13 protein-coding genes are annotated in these 14084 nt (G+C 64.7%); 8 read left to right on the top strand and 5 right to left on the bottom strand.

Annotated features, from left to right (window positions below; translation table 11 throughout):
• The first annotated feature begins 83 nt into the window (after window positions 1-83).
• Window positions 84-299 (top strand): hypothetical protein, encoded by a 216-nt coding sequence (locus GDN70_RS26710; RefSeq protein ID WP_028142988.1) that lies wholly within the window; start codon window positions 84-86, stop codon window positions 297-299.
• Window positions 300-494: 195 nt separating this feature from the next.
• Here the strand turns inward: GDN70_RS26710 and GDN70_RS26705 are convergent, their stop codons facing one another.
• Window positions 495-1502: a LysR family transcriptional regulator gene (locus GDN70_RS26705; protein WP_038971510.1), complete on the bottom strand. Its 1008-nt coding sequence runs from the start codon at window positions 1500-1502 to the stop codon at window positions 495-497.
• 234 nt (window positions 1503-1736) lie between these two features.
• On the opposite strand from GDN70_RS26705, the gene purU reads away from it, so the two are divergent.
• The 5 genes from purU (at window position 1737) to GDN70_RS35710 (ending at window position 6283) form a co-directional block, all read left to right on the top strand.
• Window positions 1737-2609, top strand: a complete 873-nt coding sequence (purU, locus tag GDN70_RS26700) for a formyltetrahydrofolate deformylase (protein WP_038974267.1) — start codon at window positions 1737-1739, stop codon at window positions 2607-2609.
• A gap of 16 nt (window positions 2610-2625) precedes the next feature.
• Window positions 2626-3906 (top strand): aminomethyltransferase family protein, encoded by a 1281-nt coding sequence (locus tag GDN70_RS26695; RefSeq protein WP_173015874.1) that lies wholly within the window; start codon window positions 2626-2628, stop codon window positions 3904-3906.
• Between the two features lie 7 nt (window positions 3907-3913).
• Complete coding sequence (locus GDN70_RS26690; protein WP_038947858.1) at window positions 3914-4822, top strand: bifunctional 5,10-methylenetetrahydrofolate dehydrogenase/5,10-methenyltetrahydrofolate cyclohydrolase; 909 nt, start codon at window positions 3914-3916, stop codon at window positions 4820-4822.
• A 101-nt stretch (window positions 4823-4923) separates the two neighbouring features.
• Complete coding sequence (locus tag GDN70_RS35715) at window positions 4924-5568, top strand: MFS transporter (protein ID WP_173015873.1); 645 nt, start codon at window positions 4924-4926, stop codon at window positions 5566-5568.
• Window position 5569: 1 nt separating this feature from the next.
• Window positions 5570-6283: an MFS transporter gene (locus tag GDN70_RS35710; RefSeq protein WP_152103263.1), complete on the top strand. Its 714-nt coding sequence runs from the start codon at window positions 5570-5572 to the stop codon at window positions 6281-6283.
• A gap of 71 nt (window positions 6284-6354) precedes the next feature.
• Here the strand turns inward: GDN70_RS35710 and GDN70_RS26675 are convergent, their stop codons facing one another.
• The 3 genes from GDN70_RS26675 to GDN70_RS26665 are packed head-to-tail and all read right to left on the bottom strand — an operon-like array spanning window position 6355 to window position 9812.
• Window positions 6355-6939: a DUF1254 domain-containing protein gene (locus GDN70_RS26675; protein ID WP_028142993.1), complete on the bottom strand. Its 585-nt coding sequence runs from the start codon at window positions 6937-6939 to the stop codon at window positions 6355-6357.
• The gene (locus GDN70_RS26670) at window positions 6936-7514 is read right to left on the bottom strand and encodes a DUF1214 domain-containing protein (RefSeq protein ID WP_028142994.1); all 579 of its coding nucleotides are present in this window, start codon (window positions 7512-7514) and stop codon (window positions 6936-6938) included. Before GDN70_RS26670 ends, GDN70_RS26675 begins: the two co-directional genes overlap by 4 nt.
• A gap of 9 nt (window positions 7515-7523) precedes the next feature.
• A complete protein-coding gene (locus tag GDN70_RS26665) occupies window positions 7524-9812 on the bottom strand; it encodes a transglycosylase domain-containing protein (protein WP_018315809.1) in 2289 nt (762 codons plus the stop codon).
• A 294-nt stretch (window positions 9813-10106) separates the two neighbouring features.
• Here GDN70_RS26665 and GDN70_RS26660 point away from each other — a divergent pair, with 294 nt between their 5' ends.
• Both GDN70_RS26660 and GDN70_RS26655 read left to right on the top strand, forming a co-directional pair.
• Window positions 10107-10622: a YcgN family cysteine cluster protein gene (locus GDN70_RS26660; RefSeq protein WP_018315810.1), complete on the top strand. Its 516-nt coding sequence runs from the start codon at window positions 10107-10109 to the stop codon at window positions 10620-10622.
• Between the two features lie 163 nt (window positions 10623-10785).
• On the top strand, window positions 10786-12369 hold the full coding sequence (locus tag GDN70_RS26655; protein WP_038971505.1) for an MDR family MFS transporter: 1584 nt from the start codon (window positions 10786-10788) through the stop codon (window positions 12367-12369).
• Window positions 12370-12373: 4 nt separating this feature from the next.
• On the opposite strand, the gene GDN70_RS26650 is transcribed toward GDN70_RS26655, so the two are convergent.
• Entirely contained in the window at window positions 12374-14074 is a 1701-nt protein-coding gene (locus tag GDN70_RS26650; protein WP_173015872.1) for an alpha/beta-hydrolase family protein, read from the bottom strand.
• Between the last annotated feature and the right edge of the window lie 10 nt (window positions 14075-14084).

Raw genomic sequence — 14084 nt, 5'->3', positions numbered from 1 at the left:
CCTCGCACCGACGAGAGGCGCATTCCAACCGGTCGGTGCTTTTCTGCAAACCACAACAAAGACAAATCGCAAGGGAGGGCAACATGGGAATGGTCATGGTCAAATGTCCACAAACCGGACACGCGATTCCCACCGGCATCAAGACTGATCGCGAGAGCTTTGGACGCCGCGCGGTGTTTTTCTCCCGCACCCGGTGTCCGATCTGCCGCACCGATCACGCGTGGTTCGCGCGGGAAGCCTGGGTCGACGAACCGGCCACCCGCACCGCGAACTGGCGTCTGGCACCGGAATATGGATGAAATGGTCGCCGGCGCCGCACCGCGTCAAAGACGACATGACGCATGAGTTGGTGCTGGCGGACCACAGCTCAGGGTCTTGATCTTTCCAGCAGCGTTAAATGCCAAGACCGCGTTCACTGCATTTTCCCCGCTGATGTACGAGATCACTGTCCCACCGTGCGAGGGTTGAAGATCGTCCAGCTCGGCAGCGGGGTGTTACCGCCGCCGTGAGGCGATCGTTGTCGCAGACCGCCCGGCGACGGGTGCCGCGGCTTTGGCGCGCGACTTGGCATAATCGGCCGACATCGCCAGCGCGGGGTCGCGGTCCCGGAGCTCCTCGGCCACGATTGTTTGAAGCCATCGCACGGCGGGTTCGTTGTCCATCCGCCGGTGCCAGTGCTGCTTCAACTCGATGAGAGGTATCGAGACCGGCGGGGGCAGCAGCTTCAGCCCGGCGTTCGCGTACCAGGCCCCGAGCGAGAACGGCACGGTGGAGATCATGTCGCTCGTCGCAATCAATTGCGGCACGCTCATGAAATGCGGCAGGTGCAGCACGACGCGGCGTTGCAGCTTGAGCTCGCGAACGCGCCTTTCGAAGATCTCCTGACTGCGCCCCTGCTGGTTTACGACGATATGGTCCGCGGCGAGAAACTGTTCGAGCGAGAGGGTGTCGCCGATCGTTGGATGATCCTTTCGGACGATGCTGGTGAAGGGATGATCGAACAGATCCTCTGTCACGATGTTCGGACCGACGAGGTCCGGAAAATAGCCTATCGCCAGATCGATCTCGCCGCTTTCGAGCGCGTCTTCCAGATCCTCGTGCGACGTCGGCAGGCACCGCAAGCTCGCTCCGGGAGCCATGCTGCGAATGCGTTGGAGGATCGGCGGGATGAAAATCAGGACGCCAATATCCGAGGTTGTGACCGTGAACACGCGGTCGCTCTCTTCCGGCACGAAACGCGGCTTGCGGAGTATCTGCTGATCGACGGTGGAGAGCACTGTCCGCACGGCCTCCGCGATTGATTCCGCGAAGGGCGTTGGCCGCATGCCGCGCCCGGTCGAGAGAAACAGGGGATCGCCAAAGAAATCCCGCAGCTTTCGCAGACCGGTGCTGGCCATCGGCTGGCTCATTCCGAGCTCACGGGAGAGCGCCGACAGGTTCTGGGTGCGGAAGAGCCCGTCGAGCAGCAGAAGAAGGTTCAGGTCGAGCCGTCTGATATCCATCACATTGATAGCTTGTATTGAATAATACCGGATTTTCAATGACGGCTTTATGCGCGATGGTCTCCGCAACGCCCCCGCAGGGGCGACTTTGGGAGTGAAATCAAAGCCGTAGGTCGCCGGCCGTACAGGCTGGTCCGGTCCCCTGCCTCAGTCAGACTCTCACCTTTCCCACATCCGCTCACCACGTCGGTGCGTCGGACCACGACCGCGCGTGGCGCGAGGAATCGTCCGTAGATGCAGCCTGAACTTGCTGGAAGCTCTCAATACATCCTGACCCTGTCGTGCCGCGATGTGCCGGGGATTGTCGCCGACGTTTCGCGCTGTCTGTTCGAGAACGGCGGCAACATCATCGAGGCGGCGCAGGTCGACGAGATCATGAGCGAACGCTTCTTCATGAGGGTCGGTGTCACACTGTCGGAAGGGGGCGCGCAGAAGGCGCGAGCAGGCCTTGAGGTCATTGCCCGGAGGTTCGGCATGGAGTGGAAGCTCCGATCCCAGGCCGAACGCAAGCGCGTGCTCCTGTTCGTCTCCAAATTCGATCACTGCCTGGGCGATCTCCTCTATCGCCACAGGCTCGGCGAACTTCAGATGGATGTCGTCGGAATCGTTTCCAACCATCCGCGTTCGGCCCTTGCCGTCAGTCTCGTCGGCGACATCCCTTTCCATCACCTTCCGGTTACGAAGGAAACCAAGATGAAGCAGGAAGCGCAGATCAAGGCGCTTGTCGCGATGACGAATGCCGATCTCGTCGTTCTCGCGCGTTACATGCAGATCCTCTCGGATGATCTCTCGCGCCATCTCCATGGCCGTTGCATCAACATCCACCATAGCTTCCTGCCGGGGTTCAAGGGCGCAAAACCCTATCACCAGGCGCACGCGCGCGGCGTGAAGCTGATCGGAGCGACCGCGCATTTCGCGACGAGCGATCTGGACGAGGGGCCGATCATCGAACAGGACGTCGAACGGGTCAGCCACCGCGATACGCCGGACGATCTGGTCCGGAAGGGGCGCGACATCGAACGGCGTGTCCTTTCGCGCGCGGTCCATCTCTTCCTCGAGGACCGCGTCATCATCAACGGCGATCGAACGATCGTCTTCTCTAATTGAGAAACGGAGCACGACGATGTCGACCCCCAAGGGCATGCGCAAGACACCCGAAGGCTATTTCACCTCGCGTTGGGGCCTTCCCGAATACACGGACTGGATCGACGAGAGCATGTCGTGGAAGGAGACCTGCGCGATCGGCGACTGGTCGTTCCTCTGGGAGCGGCGCTTCAAGGGACCCGATGCCCTGAAGCTTTTCTCGGATACTTCCGTCAACAGCTTCCAGAAGTTCGACATCCGTCAGTCCAAGCACGTCGTCCATACGACAAAGCAGGGAAAAGTCATCGCCGAGGGCATCCTGACGCGGTTGTCCGAAGACGAGTTCATGTTGTTCGGGCGCGGCACATTCTGGGTCGACTACATCCGCCGGCACGGCGACTACAGGGTGACGTCCGCAGCCGATGACTGGTTCAATTTTCAGGTCCAGGGGCCGACGTCGCTCGCGCTTCTTGAAAAAGTCGCGAAGCAGTCGCTGCGAGACGTCAAGTTCATGCATTCGGGCGAGATCGAGATTGCCGGTTGCAAGATGCTCGCGCTGCGACAGGGCATGTCTGGCGAGATCGGCTTCGAGCTTCAGGGGCCTATGGGGCAGGCGGCGGCCGTCTACGACGCCATCGTCGCCGCCGGCCAGGAGTTCGGCCTGCGCCGGATAGGCGGCCGCGCGATCTTCATCAACCATCTCGAGGCCTGCTTCCCGACGATCGTCACCGACTACATGCCCGCGATCTTCGACGAGGACATGAAGGAGTATGAGGATGAGTTCCGCGCAGCGATGCCGGGGTTCGCGTCGACCTTCAACATCGCAGGCAGCTTCCAGTCGGACGACGTCCGTGACTGGTACCGGAGCCCGGTCGAGCTGGGCTGGGCCAAGAACATCAAGTTCGATCATGAGTTCATCGGACGCGCGGCGCTCGAGGACGAAGTTGCCCATCCAAAGCGCGTGATCCGCACGCTCGTCTGGAACGGAGACGACGTGGCCGACGTTCACGCCTCCCTCTTTCAGAAGGAGCATGACCCGTACCAGTACATGGAGATGCCTCGCGACCAGCGCGGCTTCATGTACGCCGACCGCGTGCTGAGTGGCGGAAAGGACGTCGGCGTGACGACGTCGCGGGGATATAGCTACTTCTTCCGCGAAATGTTGTCGCTCTGCACCATCGACGTCGATCATTCCGAGATTGGCAATGAGGTCGTCGTGGTCTGGGGCGAGCCCGGACGTCGGCAAAAGCAGATCCGCGCGAAGGTGGCGCCGGCGCCCTACAAGAAGGACAACCGTCGCGCTGATCTCTCCAAGGTCTGACTTGCCCATGTCCGCGCGCATCATCGATGGAAGGGCGCTCGCTGCCGAGGTTCGGAATGAAGTGGCCAAAGGCGTCGCCGCCCTGGTTGCCGGCGGCGCGGCGGTCCCGGAGTTGGCCGTCGTGCTGATCGGCGACGACCCCGCCAGCCACGTCTATGTCTCGAACAAGGTGCGGCAGACCGAAGCTGTTGGCATGCGATCACGCCGGTTCGTGCTCGCTGCGGACACGCCGGAGCGGTTGTTGCTCGACTTGATCGAGCAGTTGAACCGCGATCCCGCGGTGAGCGGGATATTGGTTCAGTTTCCGTTGCCCCCTCAGATCGATGCCGCGCGCGTCGTGACGGCTATCCGGCCCGACAAGGATGTCGATGGATTCAATCCGTTGAACGTGGGGCGGACGGCCGCCGGAATGGAAGGCGCCTTGGTTCCGTGCACGCCTCTAGGCATCCTGCGTTTGATCAAATCGGTGCACGACAACATCGCCGGCCTCGGAGCACTGGTCGTGGGAGCATCGAACGTCGTGGGCCGGCCGATGGCGCGGCTGCTGTTGCAAGAGATGTGCACGGTCTCCATCGCGCACGTTCGGACCACCGATCTGGAACGGCGCTGCAGGGAAGCCGACATCCTCGTTGTCGCAACCGGCGTTCCAGGCCTGATCCGCGGTCATTTCATCAAGCCGGGCGCAACGGTCATCGACGTCGGCATCACTCGTATCAAGTCCGGTTCAGGAGCCCAGAGGCTTGTCGGCGATGTCGCTTTCGACGAGGCGATTGAGGTCGCCGGCGCGATCACGCCTGTCCCGGGCGGCGTCGGGCCGATGACCATCGCGTGTCTGCTCGCCAACACGTTGGGCGCGGCCCGAATGGAAGCCGCCCGGTCGAAGGCGAAAGAGGCGGACGTGACGTCGGCTGCCTGACTGGAGCCCCGGACCAACGTGCCTGGCGAGAATTGGGCGGCCGAGTTGCGGTCGCCCAAGCAGAGATATTCGAAAGCGTTTACAAAAGGGGGAGAACGAACGTGACGACACAGGTCCTGGACGCACCGCAGCAGCGGGTTATCGACATCGGTTCACTCGCAGAGGAGGGGACGTGGAACGCCTCGCGAAAGCAGGTGCTCCTGCTCTGCGCTCTCGCCATCGTCCTCGACGGTCTGGACAATCAAATTCTCGGCTTCGCCATACCATCGATGATCAAGGAGTGGAGCGTCACGCGCAGCGATTTCGCTCCGGCCCTCGCGTTGGGCTTCGTGGGCATGACGATCGGCACGCCGATCGGGGGCGTCGTCGGCGACTGGCTCGGACGCAAGGTTGCCCTCATCGCATCCGTCTTCCTGTTTGGTGCGGCGACCTTTGCGATTGCGGTCGCTCATGGTGTCGGCGAGGTCGGCTTGTATCGTTTCCTGGCGGGCCTTGGACTTGGCGGTGCCCTTCCGGCGGCGACCGCGTTGATCGCAGAATTCACGCCTAGGCGGAATCGCAGTCTTTCCGTGATGCTGGGCATTGTCTGCATCCCCATCGGAGGCATGATTGGTGGCCTGATCGCCGCTCAGCTGCAGCCCGAATATGGTTGGCGCATGCTCTTCGTGGTCAGCGGCGTGTTGCCGGTGATCGTCGCAGCGGTCCTGATGTTCGCACTGCCGGAATCGCCGGGGGCGTGGCGCTGACATGGAAAAGGTGGCGAAATCCGTTCGGATCCTGGACCAGGCCGCTGCCGCTTCCAAAGCCTTCATCGACCGGCGCGACGTCGGTGTCGAACGTGCTTCGCTCACCGCATTGTTCACTGCCGGATTTCGTCGTACGACGACGGCGCTCTGGATCGCGTTCTTCTTCTGTTTGTTGCCGGTCTACGTCCTCTACGCGTGGGCTCCCACTCTTTTGACCGGCAAGGGTTTTGACGTGCAGACGGCGAGCTTCGGTCTGGCACTGTTCAACTTCGGGGGCGTCGGTGGCTGCATCGTCACCGGTTGGGCGATCGGCAGGTATGGAACGCGCGTCGCGATCCTGACTGTTGCCGGCGCGGCAACTATCGGCGCAGTGATCCTGGCATCGATACCGCTCTCGACCGAAACCCAGCCGCTGCTCATGGCTCTCTTGTGCATCGAAGGCTTCTGTCTGCTCGGCGCGCAGGGCTCTCTCTATGCGCTGGCGGCCCACATCTATCCAACCAACGTCCGGTCGACCGGTGTCGGTGCGGCCGCCGGCTTCGGCCGAGCGGGGGCCATTGTCAGCGCGTATATCGGCACATTCGCACTCAACTACGGTGCGACCATGTTCTTCGCCGTCATCGCCTTCTGCGTCGCGATTACGTTCATCGCGGTGGCGGTCATCGATATGCATCAGGCCGCGATGAAAGCCGAAACGGCGAGTTCCGGCATCTGAGGAGATGCATCCGCTACTGTGCATGGGGTTGTTTTCGCGCTTTTGTTTTGCGAACGCCTGAACAGCCCCGCTCAGCGCCGGCCGCGCGGCGCCTCGGCCTTGGCCGGCGGCTCGGTCTGCGGGCCGCAGCTCGCGGCCGCAAGCGTCGCCTGCGCCTGCGGCATCAGGCCGGGCTCGGGGGCGAGCGCCTTCATCACGATCAGGCCGGTGGTGCTGGGGGAATCGATGATCAGGCGGTCGGCGGCGGTGACCTCTTCGTCCTCGGGCAGCTCGTTGTGCTGCGCTTCCGTCATCAGGTCGAGCTCGATCACCTTGCGGCCCGCCGAGCGGTCGTTGATGGCGTAATAGGCGATCTCGTTGCGGGTGTAGAACGACACCGAGGTGTAGGCCTGGCTCACCGGCACCGTCAGCTTGATCGGCCCGCTTGTGAGGTCATACCGGCAGATCGCCAGCGCAAAGGCCGGGTCCATAAACGGCATCGGTGACGTCTGCGGATCGGCGAGGGGAAGCTGGCTGACGCCATTGAGCTTCGTCATCGGCGTCAGTCGCGAATAGGCATCCTGCGTCGCGATCCGCGGCAGCGCCAGCACGCTGACGAGGTGGACCACGAGGCCCAGCACCACGCCGGCAACGACGGTGAACAAGAGGCGGATCATGAGCAGCCCGCCGTCGTGATGGTGGGCATCGGCGCATCGCGCTGGGTGCGCGTGGCAACGCCGACGGGGGTGTCGTAGAGCCGCAGCATCAGGGCGTAGCGCTCGATGCCGCCGGTCGGCAGCCAGTTGCCGGCGCGCGAGCGCGAGGCGATGCGGATCTCGAACGAACCGTCCGACTGCCGCACGATCTCCTGGCTGGTGAAGCCGTAGCGGGCAAGCGAATTGGCGACGAGATGGCCCTTGCGGTCGTACAGCGTCAGCGTCCAGAATCGCGCCGGCGGCGTCACGCCGGAGACGATCACGTCGCAGCGGCCGTCGAGCGCCTTCTTCTTGTCGTCGGTGGTGGCGGTGAAGGCGACGCCGTCGCCGGTGCCGATCGGCAGCTCGCCGTTGCGCACGATGGTGGCGCGCGAATAGGGATCGACGTCGGCGGTGCCGGTGCGCGGGCGCGCGGTCCAGGCGCCGATGGTCAGCGCGCCGATCTCGGTGCCGCGCGTCGTCGTCATCCAGGTCGCGCCCAAGCCGACCACCGTCGCGAGCAGAAGGGCCGTCAATGTGATCAGGATCAGCCGCACTTGTTTCGATCAGTTCTTGCGCGGGGCGGAGGCGTTGGCATTCTCTTCCGCATAGTTCTGCGGGAAGGCGAGCGCGCTCGTCGCCGAAGGCGGCCTCGCCGCCTTGGTGTCGGCATCGGCCGATTTCTTCGCCGTCTTGGCAGCGTCATCCAGCAGCTTCTCGACGCGCACCAGGATGTCGGCGCCGCGCTTGGTCAGCACCGGCGGCGGACCCGGCTTGGTCTCCAGCACCTTCGGCGCCGCGTTGGCCTGCGCGTTGCTCACATGCTGCGGCGGCAGCTTCTGGCCCATGCCGATGCCGGGGATCTCCCGGACCTCGACGCCCTGATGCGCCGCGAGCATGATGTCGTGCCAGGTCTGCGCCGGCAGCGAGCCGCCGGTCATGCGGTTGGTCGGCGAGTAGTCGTCGTTGCCGTACCAGACCGCGCAGGTGAAATTGCCGGTGTAGCCGACGAACCAGGCGTCGCGATACGCGTTGGTCGTGCCGGTCTTGCCCGCGGTCGGAATGCCGTCGAGCGCGGCACGGCGCGCGGTGCCTTCGCTGACGACGTGGCTCATCATGCCCGCCATGTCGGCGGCCACGGAGGCGGGGATCGCCTGCCGCGGCTTCGGCCCGTCGCGGTCCCAGCGCCAGACGAGGTCGCCGGCGCCGGTGCGCACTTCGAGCACCGAATGCGGCGTCACCGCCTTGCCGCGGTTGGGGAAGGTCGCGTAGGCGACCGCGTGCTCGAGCACGGTGACTTCGTCCGAGCCGATCGGCAGCGACGGCGTGTCGGGCAGCGGCGCCTTGAGGCCGAAGCGGCGCGCGACTTCGACGATCTTGGCGCGGCCGATCTTGGCCGGGTTCGGCGCCTTCGGCTGCTCCTTCTGGCCGATCGCGATCGACAGCTTCACCGGCACGACGTTGATCGAGCGCGTGATCGCCTGCGTCAGCGTCACCGAGCCGGAATAGGAATGGCCATAGTTCTGCGGGCACCAATTGCCGATGCAGACCGGGCCGTCGACCACGATCGAGTTCGGCGTAAAACCGTTCAGCAGCGCGGTGGTGTAGACGTAGGGCTTGAACGAGGAGCCCGGCTGGCGGTAGGCGTCGGTGGCGCGGTTGAACTGGCTGGCGCCATAGTCGCGGCCGCCGACCATGGCGCGGATGCCGCCGTCGAGATCGGACACCACGGTCGCCGCTTGCGTTGCGTGATAATCGCGGCCGAACTGGCGTAGCTGGTTCTCGACCGCGTCTTCGGCGGCCTTCTGCACGTTGGTGTCGATGGCGAGGCGCACCACGAAGACGCGCTCGGTGTAGGACTTCGGGAAAGTGTCGACCAGCTTGCGCATCTCGTCGAAGGCGTAGTCGAGATAGTAGTTCGGCGAAGCCTCGTCGCGGCGATCGACCGCGAAGGCCGGATTGCGACGGGCGCCGAACACCTGGCCCTCGGTCATGAAGCCGGCATCGACGAGGTTGTCGAGCACGACGTTGGCGCGGGCGCGGGCGGCGGGCAGGTTGATGTGCGGGGCGTATTTGGTCGGGGCCTTGAACAGGCCGGCGAGCATCGCAGCTTCCGCCAGCGTCACGTCGCGCGCGGACTTGTTGAAGTAGAAATGTGCCGCGCCGTCGACGCCGAAGGTGCCACCGCCCATATAGGCGCGGTCCAGATAGAGCTTGAGGATCTCGTTCTTGGTCAGGCGCCATTCCAGCCAGACCGCGAGGAAGGCCTCGTTGACCTTGCGCTCGATGGTGCGCTCGTTGCTGAGGAACAGGTTCTTGGCGAGCTGCTGGGTGATCGAGGAGCCGCCCTGGCGGACGCCGCCGGCCTGCGCGTTGGTCACGAGCGCGCGCGCGGTGCCGGCGATGTCGATGCCGAAATGCTCGTAGAAGCGACGGTCCTCGGTCGCCAGCGTCGCCTTGATCAGCACGTCCGGGAAATCTTCCAGCGGGATCGAGTCGTTGTGCTTGATGCCGCGGCTGCCGATCGGGTTGCCGTAGCGGTCGAGGAAGCTCACGGCGAGATCGGACTTCTTCAGCCAGTCCTCGTCCGCGGTCTCGCGGAAGGCGGGGATGGCGAGGGTGAGCATCACGACCAGGCCGCCGAGGCCGAGGGTGGCGGCCTCCGACAGCGGCTCGATGAACACCCAGCGCTTCCAGCGCCCGACATAGAAGCGGTCCATGAAGGTCGAGTAGCGCTCGTAGAGCTCGCGGATGCCCTTGGCCGAGGAGAACAGCGAGGAGTCGATGCGCGCATCGAGGTCCAGGAAGAAATTCCGGACCTTCTGCTTCCAATGCGGTGGTATGATCTGGCGCACCTAGAACCCTTGAGGCTTGGTTCGAAAGCGTTCAAGCACCCGGCCGGGGGCGGCATCGAGACGTCTTGAGGGAATGTTGCGGCAAACCCAAGGCGCCCGGCCAGCATCCGAGGGGCTTGCTGTTCCTTCTAGCCGAGCGGGGCCCATAAACCAATGGTCACGCTCGCGATTTTGAACAACAGGCCTAATTGACCCCGGATCATTACGGGCCTCAAAGGTTGGTTGCTTGCACCACCCCGGCCGCACGCCCTAGATGGCTCGAGCCGTAGCTCTTTCGAACTTTTGTTGAGGCGCATGACCGCAGTTCCCAAACGACCTTCAGGCCAGGAAGGATTCTTCTGGAAAACCAAGACGTTGGAAGAGATGTCGGCGGGCGAATGGGAAAGCCTGTGCGACGGCTGCGGGCGCTGCTGCCTGAACAAGCTCGAGGACGAGGACACCGGGCAGATCTATTTCACCCATATCGGCTGCAAGCTGCTCGATGGGATGAGCTGCGCCTGCAAGGACTATCCGAATCGCTCCGACAAGGTTCCCGACTGCGTCCGCCTGACGCCGGCCAATGTCCGCACCCTGAACTGGCTGCCGCCGAGCTGCGGCTACAAGCTGGTCGCCGAAGGGCGCGATCTCTATTGGTGGCATCCGCTGGTCTCCGGTGATCCAAACACGGTGCATGACGCCGGCGTCTCCGTGCGCGGACGGGTGGAAGGCAGCGAGGACGAGATCCCGGACGAGGAGCTCGAGGACCACATCGTGCAATGGCCGGCGCTGCTGCCGAAACGAGCCCGCCTGAAGCGACGTCCGAAGGACTGAGCTGCCGTCAGGTCTTGCGCGGCGATCACGTCTTCGGGATGGCCCGGGGGCGGGATGCACCCATGCGCCGCGGTGCCTGCCCGGGACAAACTTTGCTGTCTACATTGGGCTGCATAGAACGAATCCTTTGCGGCGTTGTGCCGCCACACGGCATCCGAGCGAGATGAACAAGTTCGACCGGCAGAGCAGTTCTGCCGACATCCAGACTTTGCCTGACGATATCGCCGAGGAGCTGTCCCGGCTTCCGAGCGAAGTCATCAGCGTCGATGACGCGCCGTCGATCGCGCCGCCGGTGCCGCTGTCACAGGACGAGGTCCGCACCATCGTCATCAGCCTGATGCTGACGATGTTCCTGGCAGCGCTCGACCAGACCATCGTGGCGACCGCGCTGCCGACCATCGGGCGCCAGTTCCAGGACGTCTCCAATCTCTCCTGGGTCATCACCGCCTATCTGCTCGCCTCGACCGCGGTCGCGCCGGTGTTCGGCACGCTCAGCGACATCTACGGCCGCCGCGTCATGATCATCATCTCGCTCAGCCTGTTCGTGGCGGGCTCGGTGCTGTGCGCGATCGCGCCGAACATGCCGATGCTGATTTTGGCGCGCGGCCTTCAGGGGCTCGGCGGCGGCGGCATCATGCCTGTCGTGCAGACCGTGATCTCCGACGTCGTCTCCCCGCGCGAGCGCGGCCAGTACCAGGCCTATTTCTCCAGCGTCTGGATGGTCGGCGGGATTTTGGGCCCGGTCATCGGCGGTGTGTTCGCCGAGCATCTGCACTGGTCGATGATCTTCTGGATCAACCTGCCGCTCGCGGCCGCGGCCATCGTGATGCTGCTGCCGAAGATGAAGAAGATCCCGGTGTTCCACCGCAAGCGCAAGGTCGATTGGCTCGGCGGCGTTTTGCTGATGGCGTCCGCCGTCGTCTTCATGCTGGTGCTGACCTGGGGCGGTACGCGCTATCCCTGGCTGTCGCCGACCGTGCTGGCGATGGTGGGCGGTGCCGTCGCGCTCGCCGTCAGCTTCGTGTGGCACGCCCGGCGGGCCGACGAGCCGTTCCTGCCGTTGAAGCTGCTGACCGGATCGGTCGCGCCGTTCGCGCTGACTGCCGGCGGCTGCGGGCTCGGGGCGATCACCGGCCTCACCGTGCAGCTGCCGCTGTATTACGAGTCGGTCTACCATTTGAGCGCAAGCGAGGCCGGCCTTGCGCTGATCCCGCTCGCGGCGGTCTCGACCGTCGGTGCGGCCGTCGCCGGCCGCACCATGGCGCGCGCAAAACACTACAAGCGCGTCGCGATCATCGGCACGTCCTGGGCCGCGCTGTGCGGCCTCGGCCTCACGCTCACCACTCTGCCGCTGTGGGGCTTGCTCACGCTGATGGCGGCGTTCGCGCTCGGGCTCGGCACCACCTTCCCGGTGTGCGTGGTCTCGCTGCAGAACTCGGTCGCGCGCCCGCAGGTCGGCACCATCACCGGCGCGATGAACTTCTTCCGCTCGCTGATGTCATCGTTCACGGTCGCCGCGTTCGCCGCGATCCTGCTGATCGCGCTCGGCATCGACGTTCCGCTCGCCGGCGAGCACCACGCCGCGGGCGCCGTCGCCATTCCCGCTGAGGACATGCGCCACGCGTTCCGCTACGTGTTCGGCGCCGCCACCGCGCTGATGACCATTGCCGCGCTGTGCCTGATCGCGATGGAGGAGCGGCCGCTGGCCGGTCCCGCCACGGCGCAGCCGGTGGAGATGGCGGAGTAGGCGCCTAGCCGCCGCGGTCGGAATCGTCGTCGATATTGCCTGCGCCCGTCTTCCGGGCTTTCGCCGCAAGCTGCTCTTTGAGCTGTGCCAGCGCGCCAGCGGACCAGTCATGGACATCGGTCACTGCGATCCAGGCATCGACATAATGCTCGGGCGCATAGACATGGCCAAAGCCCATCGGCGTGTTGGTCGCAACCGCCATGTCGAGGGCGAGCTGGAGCATCGTCACGATCGGATACCATCGCAGCTCCAGGGACACGTCCGGCCCGCGCGGCGCGCTCATCCAGGCCGGGGCCTGGTAGGCATCGCGATAGGCGAAGAAGGTGATCGCGTCGCTGGCATATTGCAGGTAGACGACGCGCATCGGACCCCACGGCGCGTCTGCCGGGACCGTCGGTCCGTTCTGGTTCATGAAGCGCACGAAGCGGTTGTCGCGGAATTCCGGCAGCCACGCCGGCGATCCCGGATTGCGGTTCGCCGTGATCGAGCGCCACAGGCGGCTCTCGAACGGCGCCCCGCTCCATAGCGCGCCGGCGATGGGATCGCCGATCATCTCGAACAGTTCCGCGGATTTCTCCGAATTCATGGCGCCGAGGCTGAGCCCGTGCAGATACAGCTTCGGCCGCTTGTCCCTCGGCAGCGTCGTCCAATAGCCGTAGATCTCCGCGAACAGCGCGCGCGCCGCCTCCGCGCCGTATTCGGGCTGAAACAACAGCGACATCGGGCTGTTGAGATAGGAGTACTGCATCGCAACGCTGGCGACGTCGCCATGGTGGAGATATTCGACCGTGTCCATCGCAGCAGGGTCGATCCAGCCGGTGCCGGTCGGCGTGACGACGATCAGGATCTTGCGATCAAAACCGCGCTGGCGCTTGAGCTCCTCGAGCGCAAGCCTGGCGCGCGCCTGCGCGGTGGCGCCGCCGGCGAGGCCGACATAGACCCGGACCGGGTCCTGCGCCGGCCTTCCGCTGACGGCGCTGATCTCGGTTGCGTTCGGACCCGAGGCAATGAACCGGCGTCCCGTGCGTCCGAGTTCGTTCCACTTCACCAGCGACGCCGGGCTTCCGGTCCGATCGGCGGCGGTCGGTTGCGGCCGCTCGGGCTCGTGCAAGGCGTCGAGCTCGCGGAAGGACGAATCGAGTGCGCGAAACGCCGTGTTGATCAGGACATTGCTGGCGATCGACCAGAGCAGCAGGCCTGCGGCGAGTACGCCGATGACGTTGGCGAGTTTCCGCGGAATGACGCGCCTCATATGCGTGGCGAGGAAGCGGGCGAGGAGTGCGAACAGCCGTCCCAGCACCAGCAGCACGACGAAACTGACCAGGGCGATGACGCAGACCTTGAGCGGATGCGCGGTCTCGACCGGCGCCATCTTCATCACGGCGCGGATCGAGTTCTGCCATTCGGCTGCGCGCCACAGGAAGACGATGACGACGAGCAGGCAGGCGGCTGCCGCCAGCGCATTCGCAATCGATCTGGCGCGCGCCGAAGGCTCGGGCAGCTCGAGATAGTGCCACAGCCGCCGCCACAGCACGCCGGCGAAATAGCCGATCGCAAAGCAGCCGCCGGCGAGGACACCTTGCGTGAGATAGCTCCTGGGGATCAGCGTCGGCGTCAGTGCAGCCGCGAAGAACAGCGCACCGAGCATGAGGCCGACGCCGGATAGCGAGAGGAGTTGTCGCCGAATGAACCGCGCCAGATTCATCAAAACGCCT

The organism is Bradyrhizobium sp. TM102 (assembly GCF_009176685.1).
In the GTDB taxonomy this organism is placed as follows: Bacteria; Pseudomonadota; Alphaproteobacteria; order Rhizobiales; family Xanthobacteraceae; genus Bradyrhizobium; species Bradyrhizobium ottawaense.
This window is presented reverse-complemented; position numbering and strand designations above follow the sequence as displayed.

Bases quoted from the DNA above. Each gene is read 5' to 3' on its own strand.
- GDN70_RS26710 (WP_028142988.1), top strand. From the start codon at position 84: ATGGGAATGGTCATGGTCAAATGTCCACAAACCGGACACGCGATTCCC.
- GDN70_RS26705 (WP_038971510.1), bottom strand. From the start codon at position 1,502: ATGGATATCAGACGGCTCGACCTGAACCTTCTTCTGCTGCTCGACGGG.
- purU (WP_038974267.1), top strand. From the start codon at position 1,737: ATGCAGCCTGAACTTGCTGGAAGCTCTCAATACATCCTGACCCTGTCG.
- GDN70_RS26695 (WP_173015874.1), top strand. From the start codon at position 2,626: ATGTCGACCCCCAAGGGCATGCGCAAGACACCCGAAGGCTATTTCACC.
- GDN70_RS26690 (WP_038947858.1), top strand. From the start codon at position 3,914: ATGTCCGCGCGCATCATCGATGGAAGGGCGCTCGCTGCCGAGGTTCGG.
- GDN70_RS35710 (WP_152103263.1), top strand. From the start codon at position 5,570: ATGGAAAAGGTGGCGAAATCCGTTCGGATCCTGGACCAGGCCGCTGCC.
- GDN70_RS26675 (WP_028142993.1), bottom strand. From the start codon at position 6,939: ATGATCCGCCTCTTGTTCACCGTCGTTGCCGGCGTGGTGCTGGGCCTC.
- GDN70_RS26660 (WP_018315810.1), top strand. From the start codon at position 10,107: ATGACCGCAGTTCCCAAACGACCTTCAGGCCAGGAAGGATTCTTCTGG.
- GDN70_RS26655 (WP_038971505.1), top strand. From the start codon at position 10,786: ATGAACAAGTTCGACCGGCAGAGCAGTTCTGCCGACATCCAGACTTTG.
- GDN70_RS26650 (WP_173015872.1), bottom strand. From the start codon at position 14,074: ATGAATCTGGCGCGGTTCATTCGGCGACAACTCCTCTCGCTATCCGGC.